Here is a 25,126-nt window from a genome sequence, read left to right on the forward strand (position 1 = left end):
TTCGCATGCCTACATTACTTGCTATAGTGCATGAAAGCAATGTCATCTCCGCATACTGAAGTAAAAAGACCTCGGAGGAGACAGTGATGAATTCAACGGAATCTCATAAGCAATCTATTCACATTCCTGCTAAGACAGGCTACGCTCTTAAAGTGAAAAAAGGCTCACTGATCCGTATAACTGATCTGGAGGGGCAGCAAGTGGTTGACTTTGTCGCTTATGATGCACAGAATATTAATAATCGGCTTGATCCCGGGGTAACCCTCGATGTCCTGCGCAATTACAGAATTAAACCGGGGCAATGCCTGTATTCCAACCGTTATAAACCTCTCATTTCCATTGTCAGTGAAACTGTAGGCATTCATGATTTTTTCAATTCGGCCTGTCGTCCGGAAATGTATGAGGTCTTATATGATAAAAAGGACCATCCCAGTTGTTATAATAATCTGAATACTGCTCTTGAACCTTTCGGTATCTCTCCCCCTGATCAACATTATCCTTTCAATCTGTTTATGAATTCCGTAGTAGATGGTGAAGGCAAAATTGATGTTATCGCTCCCGAATCATGTGCAGGCGATTATGTTGAAATGGAAGCTTTGATGGATCTGATCATCGGTTTATCAGCTTGTCCGTGCGAGGAAAGTTCTTGCAATGGCTATCATTGTACACCTGTTCAACTCGATGTGGAGTCGCCTGCCGTTTAAAGTGTTATATCCTCACAGTTTGTTCTAATTCACTCCTTGCGGGAATACGATGACTTGTACCCATTTTATGTGACTACTGGTACAATTCGTCGAACCCGTTAAGGAGTGAACGTGTTTATGTCTGTACTGTTCAGTTATATTATTCTGGGAATATCATTGTCAGCTCCAATCGGTCCGATTAATGCAGCTCAACTGGACCGTGGAGCTCGACATGGATTCATGCATGCCTGGATTCTAGGACTCGGAGCTATGTTTGCAGACTTAGTGTATATGCTGCTGATTTATTTTGGAGTTGCCCATTTTCTGGACACGCCGTTCATGCGCTCTTTTCTCTGGTCATTTGGCAGTTTTATTCTGATTTACACGGGAGTGGAAACGCTCTCGAAGCTGAAACAGGGGATTCAAGGTACATCTACTGCGGAAGCGACTGTTCGAAAATCGTTTATTTCCGGTTTTTTAATGGCCCTGTCCAATCCACTGAACATTTTATTTTGGCTTGGGATCTATGGCTCTATTCTCGCGACAACTGTGAAGCACACGGACATGGCTCATTTGCTGCTCTACAGCTCAGGCATATTCATTGGTATCCTGGTGTGGGATGTCATTATGGCTGGAATGGCCAGTCGATTCCACAAACATAGCAGTGAAAATGTATTGCGCTGGATCTCCATCATTTCGGGAATCTGCCTGATCGGATTTGGTTTGTATTTTGGGTACGAAGCTGTACGTTCCATTTTTTTCTGACAATAAAATCAGACTGGACAGTCACCCAACTTCCCCCACATTAATACTGTAACGGTATCATGTGGAATGGAGTTGGGAATCAATGGCGGAGCTGTATAGTGCCGACGAAATAAACACCTTGTTTGAGCGTCTTCCATCTTGGCAGCAGGACGCTTATTCGCAATTTGGTAAAATGATCGCCGATGAAGATAATACGTATCCATGTGTACCTGGACGAATGGGATTTCTGTCAGGACATTTGAGGTACGGCTTTACGTGTGACCCCCGATCTGAACATGCTGCCGAAGATATGGCCGATCTGCTTAGACAATATGGTCCTGTCTCCAGAGACACTGGCCATTACGCTTCCATGGTTGTGATCTGTGAGACGCCAAGTGATCTGAAAGATCATACAACGGTAGAGCAATATCAGACGTTATTCTGGCAAATGCTTAATCGGGTAAGTTCACACGATACCGAGCCGTGGCCGGAACATATTTCAACCGATCCTCATGATTCATCATGGGAGTTTTGCTTTGGCGGAGAGCCTTACTTTTGTTTCTGTGCAACTCCTGCACATGAACTCCGAGCCAGCCGGCATTTTCCTTATCTCATGTTTGCCTTTCAACCACGTTGGGTATTCGAATCCATTAATGACAACACCCCTCTTGGCCGTAAAATGAAAACCTTAATTCGCAAACGTCTCGCTGCGTATGATGCTGTACCTGCTCATCCTTCGCTGATGTGGTATGGTCAGCAGGATAATCTGGAATGGAAACAGTATTTCCTGCCTGATGATGAGCAGACACCTTCCAAATGTCCATTCATGCGGATGAAGCAAGCCCTAGGCAAGTTGACGAAATAATCTTAAAGCACTCATTAATTCGTTGTGCAACTTCCACGAAAGTTGCTGAAACTTGCTTATGGCTTGGATGGTGCTGACTGCGGTGGTTTCGAGCCACGTACCTTATGAACAACATATGTGATAATCCCAAGGAACACCACAAGTCCCACACTTGCCAGCAGACCTGTTCTGCTGGCTTTTTCCATCGCTGTCCCAGCAACAGCAGCCACAATGAATACTATGGCAATCCATACTTTTATGCGATTCCACTTCACGGGCTTCATTTTCTTAATGTACGTGATGCAGATGAGCAGCCATGTATACATTAATACCAGACTACCTGCTGTCGTCACATATTCAAACAAACTCTTGGGCATCCATAATGCCATCAACGTAGACAGGACTAATCCAGCCGCTGTGCAACACAATGCCTGAATTGGCATGTCCTTTTTACCCCAGGTCTTTGTGAACAGCTTTGGTGCATCTCCATCTTCTGCGAGTTTCACCAACATGGACGTAATGGCATATAACGAAGCCACCATCGTCGAAAATCCGGCTATAATCAGAATTCCGTTGAGAATGTGGACCACAACGGTTAATCCAATGGTTGACATGGCTTTGACAAGCGGACTTTCATCTGGAGTTAACTGAGCTGAAGGCACAAGCAACAGGATCAACGCAATTGAAATCACATAGAGTGTACTCACCGATAATAACATTACTCGACCTGATTTCACTGCATCTTTTGGTTCTTTCAGGTTAGCTGCCATTAAGCCCATAACCTCGATCCCGGCAAAAGCAAAGAATGCATAGATGAAACCGGTCCATACCCCTTTACCTCCATGCGGGAACCATTCATTCTTCAATTGCTCTGGTGTTACTTTTACAGGTAACCAACCCAGACATGCCGCTCCTGCTATAGCTATAAATGCAACCGTTGCAGCAAGTTTGATTACAGCAAGAATATTCTCCGTTTTGGTTAATCCCTTCGCTCCCAATGCAGCAATGAACAAACCTATAGCGGCATAGATCGCAACAAATGCCCAAAGCGGAAACTTGGGAAACCAGAATTGAGAGAACAGCCCAAGTGCCGTTAATGAGCTGCCCATGATGAGCATTTCAGAGAACCAGTACATCCATCCACTACCAAAACCAGCCCAAGGTCCGAATGCTTCGCCTGCATACGTTCGAAAAGCACCTTCCTTTGGATCTTCTGCGGTCATCTGTGCCAGTGCACCAAATACAAAGTAAGTACCTGCCGCCGCCAGCACCAACAATATAAGTACGGATATCCCGGCCCAATGAATCGCCAGACTGGTCCCTAGAAAAAATCCCGTTCCCAGTGTGCAACCCGCGCCAAACAAGGATAGGCTGACCCAACTTAGTTTTTCGTCGTCGTTTTTACGGTGTTGCTGACTTTTCATGAAGCTCCTCCTTCTACCTTATCCCCTTACGATTTACAGGTCATGGAGGTTTTATGTCTGTATTGCCAAAAGAATTATTATTAGTTTACATAATAATTAATATGTTAAAAACATTCTGATAATGAAATTAAGCTGTATGCTTTTAGGCATTATTCATAAAGATATATTTTAAATTTTATTTAAATCCGCAAAAAAAGTGGTTGACTTCAATCGCTTAAAATGGTTTTCCTTTTAAACTTGGAGGTGCGTCAATGTGGCTATATGAGAGATGGTAACTAAGGTGAGAAAATGATTTTTTTATTGTGAATTTTTCATATGATGAAATATTATAGAATAAGTCGTTATTTCTTTTAATTTGAACGTAGACTGCCTCTTTTTCGTATTTTCTTAATAGCTTCGTCGTTTTTTATAAATTTAGTTGTTTATAAGAAGGGCTACTTCCTGGGATTTTTCCTTTTTATCCTTTTTTACCAGTTTTCGCGCTAGGCTGACGTATAGACATTATCCCCTAAAGTTTTTCGCAGCCTCTGTTCCGAATGCTATTATGAATTTTTCATATATTGAAAATATTTTATGTTGGTCATAAAAAAAGCCGCCATAATGGCGGCTTCGCTAATATTCTTCATTTTTTAAGTCCGGCCAGTCCAGTCTGTTCCGGCGATTTCTTTCCATCGTGCTCTAATCTCATCATAAATTTCCTGTGGTAATGCGCCTTTAGCCACAAGATCAGCATTTTGCTGCCAGCGATTTGGCTTAGCTGTTCCTACAATAGCTGTGTCTACACCTTCGGTACTTAGCGTAAATCGCAGTGCTGTTTCCACCGCTGCCTGGGCATCTTCACCCAGAAAACCATAGTTTAGTTCACTTAAGCGCTTCCAGTATATAAATGGATAAGCCTCTTCCGAAAGTGTTTCATACGTCCAGGCCGCATTGGCAATTGGTCTTTTCGCGATTACACCCATGTTTCTCTTTCTTGCCTCAGGCAACGTAAGTTCAATTGCTTCCTGATCTGCGATATTTAATGAAGTCTCCAGGCTGTCAAATACTCCGGTCTGAATCGCATATAGCGCATCTGTTGTATCCCCACTGTATCCGATAAATCTGGTCTTTCCTGCTTCCTTGGCACGCTGTAGCACTTCGATTACTGCTCCTTGGCGGAGTACTTCTTCAGAGCAGCTATGCAAATGGATAACATCCACATAGTCCGTTTTCAGCCTTTTCAGACTGCGGTCAATCGTTTGCTCCAGTACTTTGGCATCCCAATCTGGACCTTCGATCCCGGCAGCATGTCCACATTTGGTGAACAAATAGTAGTCATCACGCCGATGTGACAGCACCTCACCGATTAATTCCTCGCTGTCCCCGTAACATTCAGCTGTGTCAATTACGTTTAATCCTGCATCGAGGGCACTATTCAGCAATGTCGCTACATCCGTTTTGGATACATTTTTGCCTATTTCCGCTCCGCCAAATCCAAGTGTACTTACGTTCATGCCAGTATTACCGTACTTGCGCGTTTCCATGGTTATCTTCCTCCAAGTTCAGTGAATTGGGTACAGATAAATAGAAATGATTAACTTTCCCTATGTTATTACCCATGAGTTGGTTATGCCACCCACTTTTCTAAACTACAACCAACTTCATTTATTTAGAAGCCATAAATGGACATTCCACCGTCAACCAATAACGTCTGACCCGTTATGTACCCCGCTGCATCTGATGCCAGGAATACAACTGGCCCTACCACTTCTTCCAGTTCTCCCACTCGCTGAAGCGGTGTGCGGCTTACAATTTCCTGCAAATACTGGGGATCATCCAGTAGCTTTTCAGTCAAAGGTGTTCGGAAATACCATGGCCCTACTGAATTGACACGGATTCCATACTTGCCCCATTCCAGTGCGAGAACTTTGGTCATATGAATTAATGCAGCTTTGGTCGCACCATATACAACCCCTGTCCGCAAAGCCGTATGCCCACCTACCGAAGAGATGTTGATGATCTTCCCAGTCCCACGTTCTTTCATATGCTGACCCGCCAACTGCGAAGCGAAGAAAGCCGATTTTAAGTTTGTCTGCATGATGGTCTCCCACTGCTCGTCCGTTACTTCAAGTGCTGGAGTCCGTATGTTCATACCTGCGTTATTCACCAGAATGTCCAGACTACCCATCTCCGAGATTGCCTCTTGAAACGTCTCTTCCAGTTGTCCTTTTGATGTCACATCCGCAGTCAGAGCGAGCGCTTTACGCCCTGTCTGTTCATAGATGTAGGTGGCTGTCTCCTCAATTTCTTTCATCGTTCGGGATACAAGTACAACGTCACTGCCTGACTGGGCAAGTCCAATCGCAATTGCTTTTCCGATCCCTCTCCCTGCACCTGTCACCAGTGCTGTCTGTCCATCAAGATGGAATGTGGGTACGTTCATGTTACTCACCCCTTCATTAGTTTTTTAATTTCTGCATTCAAACAGAATGCTTTATATGTAAGTGAAGTCCCGATTGGAATCAGGTTACAAAATATTGGCTTGGATTGCCCAGTTCCGGATGGAACTTCTCTCGAAAGCGGCCTCCAGTATACTCCCCTATAATTTTTCGCCAGAACGCCTGCGCAATAACATTGTTACGAACCTGGGTCACTTTCCATCTTCCTGGAAAACGTTTGAACAGCTCATAGGCTGCCCGAGTGCCCACTCCACTGCGCCGATATTTTTGCATCACAAAAAACTCAGTCAAATAGTAGTCGTTATCCTTACTTCCAGGCTCCAACTTCTCCACCAGAGCAAACCCTGCAGGTGCCCCATCACTTGTAATCAAAAAAGGAAACTTACGGTCCTCTTCTGTCCAGAATGCTTCCAGACCCGGATACTCCGGAAAAATGCCGTTACTGTCCACATCAATATTCAGATATTTGGTAAAATCATATAGATAAAATTGCATTAAATGCCGAATCACCTGACTGCGTTCCCGGGGAACCAGTTCTATTTTCATATTCATCCGGTTCACCTCCTCTGCTTTACGTATACTAATTACTTTAATGGTTTACGCGCCGAAGGGCAAGGAAGCATCCTCTACTTACTGCCTGCTTTGGTGAACAAGCTGTGAGCATGTAAATTATGGTACACTAGAGCATAGAATACTATTAAATTGAATATTAATCTTATATGTTTTTCACATGGAGGTGTCGAACTTGACCAACGTGCAAAAAGAGATTGATCGACGCAAGCTGGATGACAAACTACCTTCCATGCCTTGGTTCGTTCAGCAATTCATGGACTACAAGCTACCTGACCTGTCCCCCTCTACCCTGCTCGAATATCTGAGAGATTACGAAGCTTTCTTCGGATGGTTGCGAGCAGAAGGGCTGTCCGAGGCAAGCTCTAATAAAGAAGTAACTTTGAATGAACTGGAAGTCCTTCGCATGGATTCGGTTACCGCCTATCGGTTATTTCTCACAACCAAACGGGAAGGAACCAATTCCAGAATTACCGTCTCTCGCAAACTCTCTTCCCTTCGTTCCCTTTTCCATTATTTGAGCCAGATTGCGGAAGATGAAGACTTTTATCCTTTGCTGAAGCGGAACATTATGGCCAAAATCGAGATCAAACGAACCCATAAACCCAAGGACACCGCTGCCAAACTCAAAGGTAAAATTCTGGAGGAAGAGGAACTGCTGGAATTTATCGGCTATATCCTTGAAGGGTACGCTGTTGATATGGAAAAGAACAAACAGGCACTGTATTCCCATGAGCTCAACAAAGAACGGGACGCCTGCATTGCCAGCCTGATCCTCAATTCAGGTTTACGGGTGTCGGAGGTTGTGAATCTGAACGTCGATGACCTCGATCTGAACAACAAACTCCTGTATGTTTATCGCAAAGGTAACAATGATGAGACGTACAAAACACCCGTTTATTTCAGGGAGCAAGCCAAGGACGAACTCGCAACTTATATGAACCTGCGGCAATCACGTTACCGTACGCCCAAGCGTGAGAAAGGTCTGTTCATTGCTTTGCGTAACGGAGATTCAGAAGGAAGTCGAATGACCAAAAGAGCGATCCAGGCCATGATTATGAAATACGCCAAGCGCTTTGGCAAACCATACTTGACTGTGCACAAATTACGCCATTCATTCGCAACCGACTATTATTTGCAAAATGATATTTACAAAACGAAAGAGCAGCTTGGACACGCTTCTACGGAAACGACCGAGATCTATGCTCACCTTACCGACAAAACGATGTCCGAAGCCATCGAACGTCGTACTGATGACGGGATGTAACATCCCGGACAGAATAAAAGCAGCAAGCCACATCAAGGATTTCGATCCGAGAAAGGTCTGCTGCTTTTTTGTTTTTTTGCATCATTCAAGAAGAAGAGCATAAGTAGAAATAATTATAGTTCACATAATAAATATTACGTTATATTTAAAAAAGAATCAATCACGCTCTCTGTACATTCAATCATGTGAAGCCACCATAATATCCCACTTCTTGACGTTTCCACGATTCGAATTCACCATTCTGTCTTCACTTGCTCTCAACCATCTGTAACAACGCTTTGGCTATATCCTCCGTTTCATGAACCGAGTACCATGTTATATCTCTGCTTACGGTGCTCCGCTCTATAAACTGCTCTGAAGGTAACCATGAGATCATACCAACTACCCCTTTAAGCTGATCAACCAAGGTCAGATCTTCCTCTTCTCGAACCATCACGAATTTGGGATAAGAAGCATCCTTGAATCCTTCAATGACAATCCAATCATAACCGGACAGATGACTTAACATATCCTCCAACTTGGTTGCCTGTCGCTCCATAATCGCAGTACGTTTCTCTGACATGACAACCACCGCCGAGGCCCCAGCCTCTCCAAATTGATACGAATCCGTTCCTTCTTGATCCATCTCAAAATGGTCATGTCCATCATGCTTAATCGCAGCTACCTTAAGTCTCAAGGAAGAAAAGTGCCTGATCAGCGCGGCTGTCAGGGTTGTCTTGCCCGTGTTTTTGTATCCAACAATCTGTATGATATGTGGTTTTGTATCACTCATTGTAGTCATCTATCAACTACCTCACATGACCTGTGGGAAGTTTAATAATACGTACCTGCTCACCCGCAGGAATACCTTTTTTCTCAGGTGGAACAACAATCAGGCAATCACTGTCCTTAATGGTGATCATCACGCTGGATTCATCTACACGGGCGGCAGCCGGTATCGCGTACACCATGCCGTTGCGGATCTCTGTGCGTCCACGAACGAATCGTGTAAAATTGTTCACTTTGGTGTACTCTTCTTCCAAGATCGCAGTCCATTCTTCCAAATAAGGATGAGCATCCGCCTGCATGGAACGAATGGTTGGACGAACAAACAAACTAAAGCCCACAAAACAAGCCCCAGGGTTACCGGAAAGTGCAAATAGCAATTTATCTTTATATACAGCAGCTGTGGTCACACTGCCTGGTCGCATCGTCACTTTGTTAAACAACATCTCCACATGTTCTTCCAGCACAAGTTCGCCCATAATATCATAATCCCCGACAGATACACCACCTGTGGTCACCACGATATCATTATCTTGAATGGCTTCTTCCAGTTTGGCCCTTGCCGTATTCACATCGTCTGCAATGGAACCATACATCACAGGCTCTCCTCCTGCTTCAACAACCAGAGAGCGCAGCATGTAACTATTGCTGTTTCGAATCCGACCTGGTTGCAATGGCTCATCTACATCAAGCAATTCCGTGCCGGTTGCGAATATCGCCACCTTTGGACGTTGAAATACGGGAACTTCTGCTATGCCAAAAGTAGCTAACACGGACTGCTCTCCTGCCCTGATGATCGTTCCTGCTTCGAGCAGTTGCTGTCCCTCTTGGACTTCCAATCCGATTGGGGTGATGTTAGCACCCGACAATATGTGCCGTTTCAATGCAATCCATTGTTCTCCGTTCTCTACCTTGCTCTCGGTCATCTCCATCATGACTACCGCATCTGCACCTTCTGGAACCTGTGCACCGGTCATTATTCGAGCCGTCGTACCTGAAACAATGTTGTGGTCCGAGGTGTACCCGCAAGGAATTTCATCAATGACTCGAAACCAAACTTGATGATCACTCGATGCATCTATGGTATCTGTACTTATAATTGCGAATCCATCCATACCCGATCTCCGGAAGAATGGATACGGATGAGGTGCTTGAATAGTCTCTGCAAGTGTACGGCCATGAGCAGATTCAAGGTGAACTTTCTCTATGGAGCCTAAAGTAACTCTTGCAGCGATTTTGGCTTGGGCATCCGGCACCTGTACAGCTGTACGATTGAATTTGGCAGTTGTCATATCATGTGAATGTGAGTTCAGTTTCAAAAGTATTCTTACCTCCTAGAGACATTCATCTTTTAAGAAAGTGTAGCCCGAATACTGTAAGATAACAAGTACATCACGTATTGAATACTGTGACAAAATCTTATTTCATACAGGTGTAACATTCCTTGACCTATATTCAACATGAAAGGCAACTTGTCTGCCCATAATATAATTGACAAAGGGAGGCGATGATCATGAGTAAACGATGTGAATTATGCGGCAGAGAACCTGTAAACACGACCGTTCATCATCTGACACCGAAAGAAATGGGAGGAACATTTCTGCCAACAGCCAACCTGTGCATCCCCTGTCACAAACAGATTCATTCGCTATACACTAATCGCGACATTGTAACCCTTGGTCTCACGGATCTGCAATCCCTGAGACAGGATGAACGAATGATTCCATTTATCCGCTGGATTCGCAAACAGCCTGCTTCAACGATTCCCCGTGTACGCAAGTCAAATCATGTTCGCAAATCGTAAACGAAAAAGAACAGCTCCAAGGTCATGTGCCGGCGAGGTGAATCCGCCTTCCCTTGTCACTGTTCTTAAATGAACTATGCGATTGGCAGCCATCCTTATGATTAGATGTTTATTATCTTCGCCTCTTAATTCGGCCGCCGCCCACTCTGGTTTTTGGTTTTTTGTAGGATTTCTTAGGTGAATCAAACAACCCGCCACTGCTCTTGTTACGATCAATGGTTCCCTTGCTCTGATCCTTGTTGCGGTTGAATAATCCTCCGCCAGATCCCACGCTTGAATCTTTATCGCTTCCGCGCCTTGTAATCGTACCTTTCCGATCAACAGTAATAGGTGGAGCAAGCTTCTTGTCATTACTTGTTGGTGCACGATAAGATCCTGCACTCGGTTTATACGTATCTTTATTGGTATATCCCCGATAGTTGCCATACCCTCGCCCGCCAAAAGAATCGAACAGATTACCAATTAATGTAGCGGTGAGGTAACCTTGTAAAAAAGATGAATCGTAGTTCTGCCGAACATATTCCTTGGAGTCCACCTCTACTAAGGTATCCTCCGGCTTATTCGGGTCTTGTTGCAGGTGATAATACTCGTCCTGATACACGAGGAACATACGCTCTGTGTTCTCTGCCGAGATCTGATCCGGTTGCCTTTGGTCAGACAATTCCTGAGCAACTTCCGGAACGGTACGGTCTGAAGCCCGGTACACATAGGACGTTGAGTTACCACTGCCGTTAACCGATTCAAGCGGATATGTGTCCTGAACAGAAGGTGCTCCGCACGCGGACAACAGAGACATCACAAGGCTGAGGACCAGCATTAATTTTAATCCATGTGCCAAGCGTTTTTTCATTGGGAACCTCTCCTAGCTCGAACGAATTACTTTGATATCCGCAGGAAGAATGGACTCACCCTCATACAGTGTAAATCTTCTGTCTTGCCACTCCACCCGAAGAAGCATATTATCATCCGACTGATACTGCCATACCAATTGTTCTCCAGCCTGGCCATATGGAGTTCTACCTGCCGTTGATACCATGCCTCCATACTCTTCCTCCAGATGAAATGCGCGTCCATCCAGGTCCAGCAATGTGGGCACCTCATCAGGTGCATCAAGCCTGCCATCAATTGGTGTATATAGAGCGTAACGTGTGAGTTCCCGTTCTTCGATATGCAAATATCGAAATGCGGTACCATCCTGCAGCGTGAGCACAACTGCATTTCTAGCGCGATTTTGTACCCGACCAACGACTTCATAAGTGACCAGAGAAACCTCACAGATATCACCAGGTGCAAGCTGAAGCATCGTTTTCTCTGCCTGCGGTGGTTCAGGTTTTGTTAGTATTCCTTTAATTCGTTTCCATACACTCATGAGAATTACTCCTGTTCCTTATCTTATAAACAAGCTGCAATAATCAGTGCGCCCACGATATGTAAAGCGCCAGAGAACAACCCGTATCCTGTCTTCCCTTGCTGAATTCCCGTATCCAGATCCAGATTGGCCCACTTGCGAATCATAAAGTGTACAACACTCTCCAGAATCAACAAAATGATAAAGGATACAACGGAGACCAACAATGCTTCTCCAAGATGACCAGCCGTAGAAATGGACGTAGCGAGTACATATCCTTGTGCAAATAACTTCATAACCATTCGTGTAGTAACGGCCATATTGCCCGCCTTAACTTCAGCAAAATCCTTATATTTCGTAAACAGTGAATCTACATACATCAAGACAAACAGCAAAACCGAACCAGATCCGGTCCAGACCAGCATCGCCAAAATATTCAAATCCATTTACACAGCCCCCACATATCAACATGAACCGCATTTAAAAGCGAAGGAGAAATACTCTTCTCCTCCGCTGGTTAACCCTGCTGACAACCAAGGTATTAGTTCTTATTATCGTACTGTTTCATCAATGCTGCGAGTTCGTCTTCAACAGCCTGATCTTTACCCAACTGCTCGAACTCTTCATCCAAAGACTTGCCTTTGGAAGACATTTCGTTACTTGCTTCCGCCTGTGCTTCCATCTGCATCATTTTCTCTTCCATACGCTTCATACCAGCACTTGCAGTATCAGAACCAAACCCATTCAACGCTTTGTTGATTTCCGTTTGGGCTTTTGCTGCATTGTAGCGGGCTACCAGTGTTTCGCGTTTGTTCTTCATTTGAGTCAGTTGCTTACGCATCTCGTCGAGCTTGCCACGCAGGTTATCTGCAGAAGCCTTGTTTTGGTCATAGCTGGTTTTGTACTCAGCCATCTTCTCTTCAGCAGCCTTTTTCTCTTCCAGAGCACGTCGAGCCAAATCCAGATTCTGAGCACGTGCCGCCGTATGCGCCTGCTCTTCACGTTTCTTCACAAGAGCTTCCTGCTCTTCGAATAACTGCTTGAATTTCTTCTCAATGGCGATCTGTTGAGCTACTGCTTTCTCCGCATCTTCCAGATCCTCTTGCATGTCACGGATATATTGGTCTGTCATCTTGATTGGATCTTCCGCCTTGTCAATAATGGAGTTGATGTTAGACATGGTTAGATCACGCAAACGTTTGAAAATGGACATTATGTTATTCCTCCTAGTCGATATTACATCGTATATAAACATACATACGTAACAATCTACAACTCGTTTCAATTTTAGCAAATAAAATCAAAACATTCGATGGCTCTTATGTCAGGAAGTTCGTTTATCTTTGTTCAAATGATCCTCCATCAACCTCTCTGCAGTCTGCACGATTTCGTCGATCTGCATCCGCGTGATGGAATCAAAATGAATACCCATGATCACCGTAACGGTTACTTTCAGCTGCAGGGCAGCCTTTCGGGCAAGCCGCTCACACAGCTCTTGTTCCTTATGCCCAGGAATATGTACCGTCGTCCCGCTGACGCGCTCATGATCCACGTAGAACGTGGCTACGGCGCCAATATGCGCCTTTCCTCCGGTAACGAGAAAAACCTTATCCTCTCCTGCTTCAATCACCTGTAAACGTATGGATTTCAAATCATATGTACTCATATCCTATCCACCTATCCTTTTCTATATGTTATATATGGAGGAATTATGGCTGTCATAAGCTAAATCCGCAATGAAACTTCTCACACTACGCATATTTTATGAAACCCCCGGGCATACCAAGAAGAACGTCATTTTGGAAAAGGAGGCCGTTATTATGCGCGTACGCCTCATTATGCTGATGGTTATCGTTATTTTTCTCGGAGGATATCATGCTCCAGTTTCATCGCGGGATGTTTCAAGCCCGCCAAGTGAATCAGTATCAGGTTCGGATTCTGCGGAAGAAGAACAACTGACATTGGGACAGTTACGTCAAAAATATGCCGATACGTTCAAAACCAATGGTCCTTCAACAAAGAAGGTTGCACTGACTTTTGATGATGTACCTGATCCACGGTTTACTCCACAAGTGCTGGATGTATTGAAGAAATACAATGTCAGAGCTACATTCTTCATCGTGGGTAGTCGTGCTGAGAAACATCCGGATCTGGTGAAACGCATCGTTAAGGAAGGGCATATGGTTGGTAATCACAGCTACAATCATCCTGAATTCAGTAAGCTGTCGATGAATGCCTTTCGCAAACAAATTTTACATACCGGGGATATTATTCGACATTTGGCGGGATATACGCCCAAGATAATTCGGCCGCCTTATGGAGACATTAATGAAGAACAGCTGCAATGGGCTGCTAGACAACACTATAGCATTGTAAACTGGAACGTTGACTCACTGGACTGGAAAGGCCTCTCCAAGGAAGAGGTGAAGGATAACATCCTATCTGCCGTGAAACCTGGCTCCATCGTTTTGCAACATGCAGGAGGCGGTGTGGGATCTAACCTGAACGGTACGATTGAGGCATTGCCTGAAATAATTGAAGAACTGCGTAACCGGGGATATGAACTGGTCACCTTGGACGAGATGTTGGGATTGCCAAAGGCCAAAGATTAAGATGACCGTGATAGCAAATAATGCAATATTAAAAGGGTGCTGTTCAATCGCAAATTAGCGACTGGCAGACACCCTGTTTGAATTCGTTAGATGTAATTTACTTTCTACTTAAGAATGTACAGCTCGATATCCTGGAAACCAAATGTGCTTACGGACTGTTTGCTACCCGGGATAAAGATATCAATCCGGTGACCCTTGATTGCACCGCCCACATCACGCGCTGTGGCTACAAAAGCCTGTTTTGGCAATCCTGGATGGCTGTGACCAGTTACCAGTACTTTGGTTCCGAGTGGAATTACACTTGGATCAACTGCAATCGTACCCAGTTCAAGGTCATTTCCGAAATAATCGACTGCACCCCATCCTCCATTTTCAGACGGATCTGCAGAGTATGCCGTTGCTTTCACGTTCACAGCTTTGCTGTAATCAAATGTTTTACCCCAGGCTTGAACCACTTTGTTATCTGCGTTAACGTCCAAGCTTGCTGTAGTAACCGTTTTGGCTTGGGTCTTGCTCTCCGTCGCCGCGGCAGCTACATTGTTTGCCTTACCGGGAATCGTAATTTTCAAACCACCATAAATATTGTAAGGTGAAATGTCGTTATTTGCTTTAACCAACGTGTTCATTGCTACTCCATATTGTTTTGATAAGGTGTAGAAGGTATCCCCTTCTTTGGCCACATGAACTGAATCGGCGTGAGCCGGAACGGCTTGAATGAGCATTGCTGTTGTCAATAATGCTACTGCTGTTTTGGCTATACGTTTCTTGTTAATCATGGTCTTCCTCCCTCATTGTGCCTGCGAAGTTAGTTGTCGGATTCGGATGAGGAGCCCACCCTATAGGTTCTTCATTACATTTAAAACGTTATGTACCCCTAATTCACCCCAAGCAGTGTGCTGTAGATCTTCCCCCTGCACAATCTGCATCGTTACATCCCCCGCACTCCCTGTCCGGAAGTTTCGGCAGAGTTCAATATATCACAATTTTGTAACCTGAACTTGTAGTAATTCTTACCAAATGGTTTTTTAGCATGTAAGCATAATTAAGAATACTGGATACTTTAGAAAAGTTGGGAGATCCGATACTTTACATTTGGTAACAGAATAGTTACTTTTTCGAATTCATACGTGATTATTATCCATAAAAAATAGCGTTACCGACTCGAAGTCAGTAACGCTATTTGATCACTTCGTTTAGAGTACTTTCGCAAGAAAATCACGTGTACGTGAATTTTTTGGTGCTCCAAACACCTCATCAGGTGTTCCCTCTTCTACAATAACCCCGCCATCCATGAACAGGATCCGGTCTCCCACTTCACGTGCAAAACCCATCTCATGTGTTACGATGACCATCGTCATCCCGCCTTCTGCAAGACGTTTCATGACATCCAACACTTCACCGACCATCTCGGGGTCCAGTGCCGAAGTAGGCTCGTCAAACAGCATCACATGCGGCTGCATGGCCAATGCTCTAGCAATGGCGATCCGCTGCTTCTGTCCACCAGACAGCTGATTCGGGAATGTATCTTTTTTATCGTACAAGCCCACGGTGTTAAGCAGATCAGCAGCAATTTTCTCCGCTTCCTGAGTGGATTGTTTCTTCACTTTAATTGGAGCAATCGTGATGTTTTGCTGTACCGTTTTGTGTGGGAACAGGTTGAAATGCTGGAACACCATGCCCATTTTTTCCCGAGTTGCATTAATGTTGTGCTTCGGATCAGTGATTGACACGCCTTCAAAATCAATCTCACCCGAGGTAGGCTGTTCCAACAGATTCAGACAACGTAAGAAAGTACTTTTACCTGAACCGGAAGGGCCGATGACTACGACAACCTCACCTTTGCCAATTGTCACGTTAATGCCTTTAAGCACATCGTTATTTCCATAAGATTTGTGTAATTGTCTAACGTCTATCACTTGCACTCAACTTCCTTTCCAGTCGTCCCAGCAGCTTGGACAAAATGAACGTCATTACAAAGTAGATGGCTGCTGCAATCAAAAATGGACTCAAGCCTTGATACGTAATGTTTTTGACTACACTTGCCTGATACATAATATCCACCATACCGATAACTGAGATAATGGAGGATTCTTTGATGATAGTTATAAATTCATTACCGATCGCTGGTAATACAGCTTTGAAGGCTTGTGGCAATATAATGTAACGCATTGCTGCACCTCTGCCCATTCCGAGGGAACGCGCTGCCTCCAACTGACCACGATCCACACCTTGGATACCTGCACGGAAAATCTCCGCCAGATATGCACCACTATTGATTGAAAGTGTAATGATACCTGCCTGAAGTGCAGTAAAGTTAATGCCAAAGCTCAGGGAAAAACCATAGTAAATAATCATTAATTGTACCAGCATCGGTGTGCCACGAATCACTTCAACGTAAGCAGTACCGATCCAGCGCAAGATTGCAGCGTCATGCAAACGGAACAAACAGATGATTAATCCGATAATTACCCCGAAAATAACACCCAGTGCGGACAACAGAAGTGTGTATCCTACTCCTGTAGCATAGAAACTTTTGTACTCCCAGAATACTTGGAAAATATTTTGTGATTTGTTCGCTTTATCCGCCATCAAGAGGCTGGCGTCCGTCACCATCTGATTGATTTTATCTTCACTTTTCAATCGCTCCAGTGTTCCATTTACTGCAGCTAGCAGCTCGGTATTACCTTTACGAATCCCGATTGCGGCTTCTGCTTGCTCTTCGTCCGGAACAGCAGCAGCAAGTCCAATGATATCGTCCAGATAACCTGCAGCAACGGTATCTTCAACGATTGCCGCGTCAATGCGTTTTGTTTGCAGTTGAAGCACAATATCCGAGATTTTATCCAGCGCAGTAAGCTTCGCTCCTGGAATACTCTGTCCGATCGTTTCCTGAATGGAGCCTTTCTGGACGCCAATCTTCGCATTTTCAAGTTCTGCCATAGTTGGATATTTGTCTTTATCCACATTGCGAACCATAATCACTTGTTTTGATTTATAATAGGTGTTGGAAAAATCGATACTTTTCTTCCGCTCATCCGTCGGCGTCATACCTGAAATCACCAGATCAACACGCCCGCTTTGCAATGAAGGCAGAAGACCGTCAAAGCCCATATCCTCAATCACGAGCTCAGCGCCAAGATCTTTGGCAATCTCTTTGGCGATCTCAATATCGAAGCCGACGATTTCATCTTTGCCATTAATCACTTTATGGAATTCATATGGTGCAAAATCGGCACTAGTACCGAGCACCAGCTTTTTACTGCTTGAATTATCTGTAGTTCCACTTGCAAATGCCACAGGAACGGCAGTCGTCAGCAGAATAACAAAGGTCAACAGCATCATGGTGTAACGACTTATTAATTTCAACCTTGTTCTCTCCCCTTACAATACTTTGTATGCTTCTCATGTTGATGACTGAGTCATTATAAAGTACAATGCATGATTATGCAATGCATTTTGACATTACAAATCTTGACTTGTTTCTGAAAAATTGAAGCAAACATGATATAATCAATGAATTATTTTCATTTTTGCATAAGGAGTTTACTAATGACATCTAACAAATCACAGATACTGACGGTTATTGATCAATATGCTTCCCGTTTTAAAGCCATTTCATCATATATCGGTGCCAATCCCGAACTGGGAAATGAAGAGTTCCTTGCTTCTGCTCGTCTAAAAGAAGAACTGGTCTATCACGGTTTCACTGTAGAGGCTCCAATCCTTGGACTGGAGACAGCCTTTATCGGAACCTATTCAGCCGCCAAACCCGGCCCTACCATTGCGTTATTGTGTGAATATGACGCCTTGCCGGAGATCGGTCACGCTTGTGGTCACCATCTGATCTGTATGATGAGTCTTGGAGCTGCTGTTGGGCTGAAATCCATTCTGGACGAAGTAGGTGGAACGATTAAAGTATTTGGTACACCCGCAGAAGAGACACGTGGTGCCAAAGTTCCGATGGCGGAAGCAGGCTTGTTCGATGACTGTGATGTTGCCCTTATGGCGCATCCGTATTATGCCTACGAAAAGTCAGGCAGCTCGCTGGCGATTGACGCTGTGCAATTTGAATTCCATGGCCGATCTTCACATGCTGCTGCAAGTCCGCACGAAGGTATTAATGCTCTTGATGCCGTCATTCAAACGTTCAACGGAATCAATGCATTCCGGCAACAAGTGAAAAGCACCGTTCGGATTCATGGTGTGATCAACAACGGAGGTCAGGCAGCAAATATCATTCCTGACTATGCTTCTGCGCAGTTTTATGTACGGGCAGCAACTCGCAAAGAACTGAATATCCTCACAGAACGTGTAATTCAGATTGCTGAAGGATCTGCTCTCCAGACAGGTTGCAAGCTGGTGACATCCAACTATGAAACGTCCTATGACGAGATGGTTACCAATGAAGCATTCTCAGCTGCGTTTAGTCAAAATCTCATGGAACTCGGCATCCCGCAAGAAGAGATTGTAAGTGGTAATGATCATGGCTCCATGGACATCGGTAATGTTTCCTTGAAATGTCCTGCAATCCATCCGTACATCCGTGTTGTGGATGAGGTTCATACCCTGCACTCCATAGCCTTCCGTGACCTTGCACTTCAGGAGCGCGCGCTGGATGGCATGATTCTGGGAGCCAAGGCACTTGCTACAACAGCCTATGACGTACTGAGCCAGCCAGAGCTGCTTCGAACCATCCGTACAGAGTTCGAGCAATCTATTCGCTAAGATTCACTTTCAACATGTTATATAGGGTGCCTTGAACAAACTTGAAATCCAAGCTTGTTCAAGGCACCCTTTTCTTGATTTAGCTGTAAGTATATTCAGCAAGAAGCTGGAGATGCTGTGAAAGAAACCTTTGAAAATGATGAAAATAATACATTTTATTACAGTAAATGTGATTCATTTGCTGGCTAACTTGGTTAATTATAACTATAAGTGCGTGTTCAAAAGAGCGGTTTTCAGTACCGAGAAGATGGGATGAAGCTAGAAATGGAGTAGCGGAGCGTAGGCAAAACTACGTGAGCAACGGACATTTCGGCTGAATTCCATATTCGATGCCAATGATGCCGATAGGCATCACTTGTAATCAGAAGCGGGCTTTTGAACAACCTCTATAACTTATCCTATATTCAGGAGGTGCTGTCATGCTGCTCGAAGCCATGTATCATGTTCCTCGTGACAAGTGGGCTTATGCCTATAATTCGTCTACCATACATCTGCGCGTACGAACCAAACGTAATGATGTGCAATACGTGACTGCACTGACCGGAGATAAGTACGATTGGAATGGAACGTACAAGGAAATTCAATTGGAGAAGTCTGCTTCGGATAACATGTTTGATTATTGGGAGGCTGCCGTCAAGCCACAATTCAAACGTCTCACCTATATATTTCGGATAACTGCCGGTTCAGAAGATGTTTTTCTAGCGGATAATGGAATTCATTATGAGACCCCCTATCCAACTGGAGGATATTATGAGTTCTCGTATATACATGAAATTGATGTGTTTAAGGTGCCCGAGTGGGCCAAAGAAGCCGTCTTTTATCAGATCATGACTGAACGGTTTGCTAATGGAGATCCCAAGCTGAATCCAAAAGAAACGCATGACTGGGGTGGCAAACCTGAGTTGGACAATTATTTTGGTGGAGATCTGCAAGGTGTGCTGGATCATCTGTATGACCTAACTGAACTTGGCGTGAACGCCATTTACTTTACCCCGTTATTCCAGGCCAATTCCTACCACAAATACGACACGATTGACTATAAAAAAGTCGACCCCCATTTCGGTGATAATGCCCTGCTCAAACAATTGACAGAAGAATGTCATCGCCTGGGTATACGTGTCATGCTTGACGCGGTGTTTAACCATTGCAGCGAAGACTTCCCTCCTTTTCAAGACGTTCTCCAGAATGGAAAAAACTCTAAGTATGCCGATTGGTTCCACATCAATGAATATCCGGTTCAAATCAAGGATGGTATACCAACCTACGATACGTTTGGGTTCTACGGCAACATGCCCAAGTTCAATACAGCCAACCCTGAGGTTAAGGCATATCTACTTGATGTAGCAGAGTACTGGATTAAGGAAATCAAGTTGGATGGCTGGCGTCTGGATGTAGCAAATGAGGTGGACAACCATTTCTGGCGTGATTTTCGCAAGGTTGTTAAAGCGGCGAATCCTGAAGCCTATATTGTTGGTGAAGTATGGAGCGACTCCTTGACCTGGCTTATGGGAGATCAATTTGATTCGGTCATGAATTATCCATTTGCTGACAAAGTGCTTCAGTTCTTCTGTGGTTCAATGGATGGTTATCATTTTGCCAACGAGATGGGTTCACTGATTATGCGCTATCCGCAACAGACCAACGAAGTGATCTTTAATATGCTCTGCAGCCACGATACCCCACGACTGCTAACCCGGTTAGGAGAAGACAAACGCCGTTTAAAATTGTCTGTTGTATTTCTTTTCACCTATATCGGTACACCTTGTATCTTCTACGGCGATGAGGTGGGAATTAGTGGTGATGCTGACCCGGATTGTCGAAAATGTATGGAATGGGACCCGGCCAAGCAAGACAGAGAATTGTATGATTTCTATCGTCTGATGATCGATTTACGCAAAAGCAATGAAGCCCTGCGCAAAGGACGCTTCCGATTTCTCAAGGCTGATCACAATGATCCCTGTATCGTGTACGAGCGTGTGGATGACAACCTTCATTTTACCGTATGGATGAACAATACACCTCAAGATCAAACGCTTTCTCATCCTATGGAAACTAAAGACTGGAAGGATGCATTAACTGAAGAGCCTGTGTTTCCAACCGATGGAATGATGAATATTAAGCTTGACCCCTATGGGTACCGCATTTTGTACAGACAGCTTGATCCGGCAACTATTCCACACTACTGAGGTTTAAATTCTGAACAGTCATATAAAAGAAAAGAAAAACACTTCCACCGTCACAGATGATACTTCATTCTGAACTTTGGAAGTGTTTTGTTTATTTGATAAAAAAAGTCACAGCAGAAATGCTGTGACTCATTCAGGATTGCATCAGTTTACTGGATCAAGTGTGATCCGACGATAAATATCCATATATTCTTCAGCTGAGACATTCCAGCTGTATTCTCCGCCCATTGCATTTTTCACAATTTTCTTCCAGTGTTCTGGCTGTTTGTAGATCTCCTCAGCACGCCGAATGGTATTCATCATGTCATGTGCATTAAAACTCGTGAATGAGAAGCCATTCCCTTCTCCAGTAAACTCATTGTATGCATGCACAGTATCGTTCAGACCGCCTGTTTCCCTTACGAGAGGCACACTACCGTACCGCAGAGCCAGTAGCTGACTAATACCACATGGTTCGAACCTCGATGGCATCAGGAAGATATCACTGCCAGCATAGAAACGTCGGGATAACCCATCGTTAAACGTGATCTGGGCAGACATTTTGAGCGGATAACGATTCGCGGCTTCACGGAACCAGTGTTCATACATAGGCTCTCCTGTTCCCAGTACCGCAAATTGAATGTCATCATAGTACAGCAATTCATCCAGGATACGGCAGACGAGATCAAGCCCCTTAGAGTCCACGAGTCTTGTCACCATCACCATAAGTGGTACATCAGGACGAACAGGAAGTCCAAGTTCCTTTTGCAGCTCAATTTTGTTCTCCGTTTTCTTGGACAGACTTGTTCTGTATTTCACTGGAATTTTGGTGTCCGTTGCCGGGTTGTAACTCTTGGTATCAATCCCGTTCACAATCCCGCTGAAACGATCTCCAAGTGAACTGAGCAGTCCGTCGAGGCCATATCCATAATAAGACGTTTGCACTTCCTGTGCGTATGTTGGGCTTACGGTTGTCACATGGTCAGCATACACAATTCCTGCTTTCAAGAAATTGACATTACCGTAATATTCGGCTCCATCCACGGTGAAATATCGATCGTCCAACTCAAGGATTTCACTGAATAACTCATGCGGGAATACCCCTTGGTACAACAAGTTATGTATGGTGAATACCGTACGAATATCACTGTAGAATGAATCATGTCTGTAATGGGCTTCAAGCACCAAAGGAATCATTCCTGCATGCCAGTCATGACTGTGCAGCACGTCAGGCTTGAACTCAATCTGTGGCAACACTTCGAGCACTGCACGGTTGAAGAAGGCGAAACGCTCGCCATCATCCATATAACCGTACACTCCATCACGCCCAAAATAATACTCATTATCCACAAAATATACTGGAATCCCATCATGAACCAGCATTTCTATTCCACAATAGGGTCTGCGCCAGCCAAGAGGCACATCCGTTGTAATTACGGGCTGTAACGCGTCTTTATACTCATCGGGAATCCCCTTGTACTTAGGCATAATCACCCGCACATCTGCCCCGCTCTTCTTCAATGCAAACGGGAGAGCACCGATTACGTCAGCAAGGCCTCCTGTTTTGATAAATGGATGTACTTCAGCAGCAGCAAAAAGAATATTCATGCCTTTGTCCTCCTCTTCGGTTTGAGCGTGTTGCTTTCATTTTTATTCTTCGTTTTTGAACTGACGGAAGTGATACTCGCAGGTGATTCATCCGTTTTCCGACGCGTATTCTTTTTTAGAATCACGATGCTCAGCGGAGGCAATACCAATTCAAGACTATGCGGATGCCCATGAAAAGGAATCTTTTCGGTAGGCAGTTGCATATCATTAGTAATGCCTGAACCGCCGTAAACGGAATGGTCACTGTTCAGTACTTCGGTATACATACCGGGACGCATGACACCAATCCGGTAACGCTCCCGCTTGACCGGCTGAAAGTTAATGAGCACAAGGAGTGTATCCGCAGGTTTTTTTCCTTTGCGTACGTATGAGATGACACTCTGGTCCTGATCATCCGGAGTGATCCATTCATAACCGTCCAAGGAATGATCAAGCTCCCACAAAGCTTTTTCACTCAAGTACAGGTTAGACAGCTCACGCTCAAACTTATGCAAATTGCGGTGACTGTCATAATCCAGCAAGAACCAGTCCAGTTGATCCTCATCTTTCCATTCGATGAACTGGCCAAATTCTCCACCCATAAACAACAGCTTTTTCCCTGGGAAAGTCATAAAATAGCCCAGAAAAGCACGCATGCCGGCAAATTTCTGCTCATAGGTTCCTGGCATCTTGTCGAGGAGCGACTTTTTGCCATGAACAACCTCGTCATGTGACAGAGGTAGCACATAATTTTCAGCAAAGGAGTATACGACCGGGAAAGTCAGCAAATGATGTTTGGAAGGACGCTCATGAAAATCAGATTCCATGTAATCAAGCGTATCGTTCATCCAGCCCATGTTCCATTTGTAGTTGAAACCCAGACCACCTTCATCTACAGGTAAAGTCACCATTGGCCATGCACTAGATTCTTCAGCCATCATCAATGCATAAGGGAAATACTTGAACACCGTTTCATTCAGCTGCTGCAAAAAGGCTACAGCTTCCTTGTTCTCAAGACCGCCTTCATCATTGGTACGATATTGTCCTGGCTGCTTCTCAAAATCAAGCCGAAGCATACTCGTAACCGCATCAACACGGAGTCCGTCAAAATGATACATCTCCATCCAATATAATGCATTGGAGATCAGAAATGAACGAATCTCAGGTTTCGAGTAGTCAAAGCTGAGTGTACCCCAACCCGGCTTCTCTGCTAACATCGGATCTGCATACTCATACAAAGGCGTACCATCAAACATACGCAACCCATGAGCGTCTTTGGCAAAATGTGCAGGAACCCAATCCAGCAATACGCCAATCCCAGCCTGATGTAGTGTATCCACTAGATACATCAGATCTTTTGGATGCCCATAACGACTGGTAGGCGCATAAAACCCTGTGTTTTGGTAGCCCCACGAAAGGTCATATGGGTGCTCACTAAGGGGCATCATTTCAACATGTGTATATTTCATTTCTAATAAGTAAGGAACAAGCAAATCAGCCATCTCGCGATAACTATAGAGGCTTCCGTCTTCTTTGCGCTTCCAGGTTCCCATGTGCATTTCGTAAATATGTAGAGGTTTGTTATACATGGCACGTTGTTTGCGTCTCCAGGCTCCATCATTCCATTTGTACCCTTCGATTGAACTGGTGACAGAGGCTGTCTGTGGTCGAACCTCTGCTTGAAACGCATATGGGTCCGCTTTGAGCAATTCTGTTCCATCTTCCGTTAATATACGGAACTTGTATAAAGTTCCTTCGCTGATTTCCGGAAAAAAACGACTCCAAAATCCTGATTCGGGTATCTTATATAAAGGTTCCTTTTCGCCTTTCCATTCATTGCGGTCCAGAGCCAGTCCCACTTCTACGGCATTTGGTGCCCACACGGTAAAGCGATACCCCTGAAGGCCATCGCAAGTCTCAGGCTGCGCGCCCAACATTCGATAACTGTGATGAAGGTTACCTTCATGAAATAAATAAATATGCTCCGGCAATATATCCGGGTGTGCTAACGGTTGAATGGCCAAGAGATCACCTTCTTCTCAAGAAAATAGATATAACAGTAACCATTACCCCATTCTAGCCAAGTTGAAAAGAAAAATGCGGTGAATTAGAAAATGTTGTACATTTTCAGAATTTTTACAGTAACAATC

The 25,126-nt window shown here is 44.5% G+C and carries 24 protein-coding genes and 1 riboswitch; of the genes, 8 read left to right on the forward strand and 16 right to left on the reverse strand.

Going from position 1 to position 25,126, the window contains the following annotated elements; genetic code table 11:
• Positions 1 to 86 precede the first annotated feature (86 nt).
• From QNO02_RS17330 to QNO02_RS17340, 3 genes are all read left to right on the forward strand, one after another.
• Entirely contained in the window at positions 87 to 704 is a 618-nt protein-coding gene (locus tag QNO02_RS17330; protein ID WP_091029441.1) for a DUF1989 domain-containing protein, read from the forward strand.
• Between the two features lie 117 nt (positions 705 to 821).
• Positions 822 to 1,448 carry a LysE family translocator gene (locus QNO02_RS17335; RefSeq protein WP_091029439.1) on the forward strand — a complete coding sequence of 209 codons (627 nt, stop codon included), beginning with the start codon at positions 822 to 824 and terminating at the stop codon, positions 1,446 to 1,448.
• Between the two features lie 82 nt (positions 1,449 to 1,530).
• Positions 1,531 to 2,292, forward strand: a complete 762-nt coding sequence (locus QNO02_RS17340; protein ID WP_036613709.1) for a YqcI/YcgG family protein — start codon at positions 1,531 to 1,533, stop codon at positions 2,290 to 2,292.
• A gap of 56 nt (positions 2,293 to 2,348) precedes the next feature.
• Here QNO02_RS17340 and QNO02_RS17345 read toward each other — a convergent pair whose 3' ends face one another.
• From QNO02_RS17345 to QNO02_RS17360, 4 genes are all read right to left on the reverse strand, one after another.
• Positions 2,349 to 3,695 carry an amino acid permease gene (locus tag QNO02_RS17345; protein WP_091029434.1) on the reverse strand — a complete coding sequence of 449 codons (1,347 nt, stop codon included), beginning with the start codon at positions 3,693 to 3,695 and terminating at the stop codon, positions 2,349 to 2,351.
• A gap of 629 nt (positions 3,696 to 4,324) precedes the next feature.
• A complete protein-coding gene (locus QNO02_RS17350) occupies positions 4,325 to 5,218 on the reverse strand; it encodes an aldo/keto reductase (RefSeq protein ID WP_133385168.1) in 894 nt (297 codons plus the stop codon).
• A 125-nt stretch (positions 5,219 to 5,343) separates the two neighbouring features.
• Positions 5,344 to 6,117, reverse strand: coding sequence for an SDR family NAD(P)-dependent oxidoreductase (locus tag QNO02_RS17355; RefSeq protein WP_091029430.1), 774 nt, complete (start codon positions 6,115 to 6,117; stop codon positions 5,344 to 5,346).
• Between the two features lie 79 nt (positions 6,118 to 6,196).
• Positions 6,197 to 6,685 carry a GNAT family N-acetyltransferase gene (locus tag QNO02_RS17360; protein ID WP_076210139.1) on the reverse strand — a complete coding sequence of 163 codons (489 nt, stop codon included), beginning with the start codon at positions 6,683 to 6,685 and terminating at the stop codon, positions 6,197 to 6,199.
• 178 nt (positions 6,686 to 6,863) lie between these two features.
• On the opposite strand from QNO02_RS17360, the gene xerS reads away from it, so the two are divergent.
• A complete protein-coding gene (xerS, locus tag QNO02_RS17365) occupies positions 6,864 to 7,970 on the forward strand; it encodes a tyrosine recombinase XerS (RefSeq protein WP_091029427.1) in 1,107 nt (368 codons plus the stop codon).
• 247 nt (positions 7,971 to 8,217) lie between these two features.
• Here xerS and mobB read toward each other — a convergent pair whose 3' ends face one another.
• Both mobB and QNO02_RS17375 read right to left on the reverse strand, forming a co-directional pair.
• The gene (gene mobB, locus QNO02_RS17370) at positions 8,218 to 8,751 is read right to left on the reverse strand and encodes a molybdopterin-guanine dinucleotide biosynthesis protein B (RefSeq protein ID WP_091029424.1); all 534 of its coding nucleotides are present in this window, start codon (positions 8,749 to 8,751) and stop codon (positions 8,218 to 8,220) included.
• A 7-nt stretch (positions 8,752 to 8,758) separates the two neighbouring features.
• The gene (locus QNO02_RS17375) at positions 8,759 to 10,027 is read right to left on the reverse strand and encodes a molybdopterin molybdotransferase MoeA (protein ID WP_091034849.1); all 1,269 of its coding nucleotides are present in this window, start codon (positions 10,025 to 10,027) and stop codon (positions 8,759 to 8,761) included.
• Between the two features lie 221 nt (positions 10,028 to 10,248).
• Between QNO02_RS17375 and hlpB the strand changes: the two genes are divergently transcribed.
• Positions 10,249 to 10,539 (forward strand): HNH nuclease-like protein HlpB, encoded by a 291-nt coding sequence (gene hlpB / locus QNO02_RS17380; protein ID WP_091029422.1) that lies wholly within the window; start codon positions 10,249 to 10,251, stop codon positions 10,537 to 10,539.
• 112 nt (positions 10,540 to 10,651) lie between these two features.
• Here hlpB and QNO02_RS17385 read toward each other — a convergent pair whose 3' ends face one another.
• From QNO02_RS17385 to lpdD, 5 genes are all read right to left on the reverse strand, one after another.
• On the reverse strand, positions 10,652 to 11,389 hold the full coding sequence (locus QNO02_RS17385) for a DUF4247 domain-containing protein (RefSeq protein ID WP_091029419.1): 738 nt from the start codon (positions 11,387 to 11,389) through the stop codon (positions 10,652 to 10,654).
• 12 nt (positions 11,390 to 11,401) lie between these two features.
• Positions 11,402 to 11,908: a DUF4178 domain-containing protein gene (locus QNO02_RS17390; protein ID WP_076210134.1), complete on the reverse strand. Its 507-nt coding sequence runs from the start codon at positions 11,906 to 11,908 to the stop codon at positions 11,402 to 11,404.
• A 23-nt stretch (positions 11,909 to 11,931) separates the two neighbouring features.
• Positions 11,932 to 12,333: a DUF350 domain-containing protein gene (locus QNO02_RS17395; protein ID WP_036613690.1), complete on the reverse strand. Its 402-nt coding sequence runs from the start codon at positions 12,331 to 12,333 to the stop codon at positions 11,932 to 11,934.
• A 95-nt stretch (positions 12,334 to 12,428) separates the two neighbouring features.
• Positions 12,429 to 13,100, reverse strand: a complete 672-nt coding sequence (locus tag QNO02_RS17400; protein WP_289389495.1) for a PspA/IM30 family protein — start codon at positions 13,098 to 13,100, stop codon at positions 12,429 to 12,431.
• A 111-nt stretch (positions 13,101 to 13,211) separates the two neighbouring features.
• The gene (gene lpdD, locus QNO02_RS17405; RefSeq protein WP_133385176.1) at positions 13,212 to 13,553 is read right to left on the reverse strand and encodes a prenylated flavin chaperone LpdD; all 342 of its coding nucleotides are present in this window, start codon (positions 13,551 to 13,553) and stop codon (positions 13,212 to 13,214) included.
• Between the two features lie 154 nt (positions 13,554 to 13,707).
• Between lpdD and QNO02_RS17410 the strand changes: the two genes are divergently transcribed.
• Positions 13,708 to 14,499, forward strand: coding sequence for a polysaccharide deacetylase family protein (locus QNO02_RS17410; protein WP_289389497.1), 792 nt, complete (start codon positions 13,708 to 13,710; stop codon positions 14,497 to 14,499).
• A gap of 104 nt (positions 14,500 to 14,603) precedes the next feature.
• On the opposite strand, the gene QNO02_RS17415 is transcribed toward QNO02_RS17410, so the two are convergent.
• From QNO02_RS17415 to QNO02_RS17425, 3 genes are all read right to left on the reverse strand, one after another.
• Positions 14,604 to 15,275, reverse strand: a complete 672-nt coding sequence (locus QNO02_RS17415) for a 3D domain-containing protein (protein WP_091029414.1) — start codon at positions 15,273 to 15,275, stop codon at positions 14,604 to 14,606.
• Between the two features lie 2 nt (positions 15,276 to 15,277).
• Positions 15,278 to 15,474: riboswitch (cyclic di-AMP (ydaO/yuaA leader) on the reverse strand.
• A gap of 218 nt (positions 15,475 to 15,692) precedes the next feature.
• Complete coding sequence (locus tag QNO02_RS17420; RefSeq protein WP_017688094.1) at positions 15,693 to 16,415, reverse strand: amino acid ABC transporter ATP-binding protein; 723 nt, start codon at positions 16,413 to 16,415, stop codon at positions 15,693 to 15,695.
• Positions 16,402 to 17,865, reverse strand: a complete 1,464-nt coding sequence (locus QNO02_RS17425) for an ABC transporter substrate-binding protein/permease (RefSeq protein WP_289389498.1) — start codon at positions 17,863 to 17,865, stop codon at positions 16,402 to 16,404. The genes QNO02_RS17420 and QNO02_RS17425 overlap by 14 nt, the downstream gene beginning before the upstream one ends.
• Positions 17,866 to 18,048: 183 nt before the next feature.
• Here QNO02_RS17425 and QNO02_RS17430 point away from each other — a divergent pair, with 183 nt between their 5' ends.
• Together QNO02_RS17430 and QNO02_RS17435 are read left to right on the forward strand one after the other, a co-directional pair.
• Positions 18,049 to 19,224: a M20 family metallopeptidase gene (locus QNO02_RS17430; RefSeq protein WP_091029410.1), complete on the forward strand. Its 1,176-nt coding sequence runs from the start codon at positions 18,049 to 18,051 to the stop codon at positions 19,222 to 19,224.
• A gap of 419 nt (positions 19,225 to 19,643) precedes the next feature.
• Positions 19,644 to 21,410, forward strand: coding sequence for an alpha-glycosidase (locus QNO02_RS17435; protein WP_289389499.1), 1,767 nt, complete (start codon positions 19,644 to 19,646; stop codon positions 21,408 to 21,410).
• Positions 21,411 to 21,554: 144 nt separating this feature from the next.
• Here QNO02_RS17435 and glgA read toward each other — a convergent pair whose 3' ends face one another.
• Both glgA and glgB read right to left on the reverse strand, forming a co-directional pair.
• On the reverse strand, positions 21,555 to 22,997 hold the full coding sequence (glgA, locus tag QNO02_RS17440) for a glycogen synthase GlgA (protein ID WP_091029405.1): 1,443 nt from the start codon (positions 22,995 to 22,997) through the stop codon (positions 21,555 to 21,557).
• Positions 22,994 to 25,000 (reverse strand): 1,4-alpha-glucan branching protein GlgB, encoded by a 2,007-nt coding sequence (glgB, locus tag QNO02_RS17445; RefSeq protein ID WP_091029402.1) that lies wholly within the window; start codon positions 24,998 to 25,000, stop codon positions 22,994 to 22,996. Before glgB ends, glgA begins: the two co-directional genes overlap by 4 nt.
• Positions 25,001 to 25,126: the final 126 nt, after the last annotated feature.

It is taken from the genome of Paenibacillus sp. PK1-4R, from assembly GCF_030369595.1.
Lineage (GTDB): Bacteria > Bacillota > Bacilli > Paenibacillales > Paenibacillaceae > Paenibacillus.

What these genes read in the sequence shown, in the direction of transcription:
- QNO02_RS17330 (WP_091029441.1), top strand. Translation starts at nt 87, where the DNA reads ATGAATTCAACGGAATCTCATAAGCAATCTATTCACATTCCTGCTAAG.
- QNO02_RS17335 (WP_091029439.1), top strand. Translation starts at nt 822, where the DNA reads ATGTCTGTACTGTTCAGTTATATTATTCTGGGAATATCATTGTCAGCT.
- QNO02_RS17340 (WP_036613709.1), top strand. Translation starts at nt 1,531, where the DNA reads ATGGCGGAGCTGTATAGTGCCGACGAAATAAACACCTTGTTTGAGCGT.
- QNO02_RS17345 (WP_091029434.1), bottom strand. Translation starts at nt 3,695, where the DNA reads ATGAAAAGTCAGCAACACCGTAAAAACGACGACGAAAAACTAAGTTGG.
- QNO02_RS17350 (WP_133385168.1), bottom strand. Translation starts at nt 5,218, where the DNA reads ATGGAAACGCGCAAGTACGGTAATACTGGCATGAACGTAAGTACACTT.
- QNO02_RS17355 (WP_091029430.1), bottom strand. Translation starts at nt 6,117, where the DNA reads ATGAACGTACCCACATTCCATCTTGATGGACAGACAGCACTGGTGACA.
- QNO02_RS17360 (WP_076210139.1), bottom strand. Translation starts at nt 6,685, where the DNA reads ATGAATATGAAAATAGAACTGGTTCCCCGGGAACGCAGTCAGGTGATT.
- xerS (WP_091029427.1), top strand. Translation starts at nt 6,864, where the DNA reads ATGGAGGTGTCGAACTTGACCAACGTGCAAAAAGAGATTGATCGACGC.
- mobB (WP_091029424.1), bottom strand. Translation starts at nt 8,751, where the DNA reads ATGACTACAATGAGTGATACAAAACCACATATCATACAGATTGTTGGA.
- QNO02_RS17375 (WP_091034849.1), bottom strand. Translation starts at nt 10,027, where the DNA reads ATGACAACTGCCAAATTCAATCGTACAGCTGTACAGGTGCCGGATGCC.
- hlpB (WP_091029422.1), top strand. Translation starts at nt 10,249, where the DNA reads ATGAGTAAACGATGTGAATTATGCGGCAGAGAACCTGTAAACACGACC.
- QNO02_RS17385 (WP_091029419.1), bottom strand. Translation starts at nt 11,389, where the DNA reads ATGAAAAAACGCTTGGCACATGGATTAAAATTAATGCTGGTCCTCAGC.
- QNO02_RS17390 (WP_076210134.1), bottom strand. Translation starts at nt 11,908, where the DNA reads ATGAGTGTATGGAAACGAATTAAAGGAATACTAACAAAACCTGAACCA.
- QNO02_RS17395 (WP_036613690.1), bottom strand. Translation starts at nt 12,333, where the DNA reads ATGGATTTGAATATTTTGGCGATGCTGGTCTGGACCGGATCTGGTTCG.
- QNO02_RS17400 (WP_289389495.1), bottom strand. Translation starts at nt 13,100, where the DNA reads ATGTCCATTTTCAAACGTTTGCGTGATCTAACCATGTCTAACATCAAC.
- lpdD (WP_133385176.1), bottom strand. Translation starts at nt 13,553, where the DNA reads ATGAGTACATATGATTTGAAATCCATACGTTTACAGGTGATTGAAGCA.
- QNO02_RS17410 (WP_289389497.1), top strand. Translation starts at nt 13,708, where the DNA reads ATGCGCGTACGCCTCATTATGCTGATGGTTATCGTTATTTTTCTCGGA.
- QNO02_RS17415 (WP_091029414.1), bottom strand. Translation starts at nt 15,275, where the DNA reads ATGATTAACAAGAAACGTATAGCCAAAACAGCAGTAGCATTATTGACA.
- QNO02_RS17430 (WP_091029410.1), top strand. Translation starts at nt 18,049, where the DNA reads ATGACATCTAACAAATCACAGATACTGACGGTTATTGATCAATATGCT.
- QNO02_RS17435 (WP_289389499.1), top strand. Translation starts at nt 19,644, where the DNA reads ATGCTGCTCGAAGCCATGTATCATGTTCCTCGTGACAAGTGGGCTTAT.
- glgA (WP_091029405.1), bottom strand. Translation starts at nt 22,997, where the DNA reads ATGAATATTCTTTTTGCTGCTGCTGAAGTACATCCATTTATCAAAACA.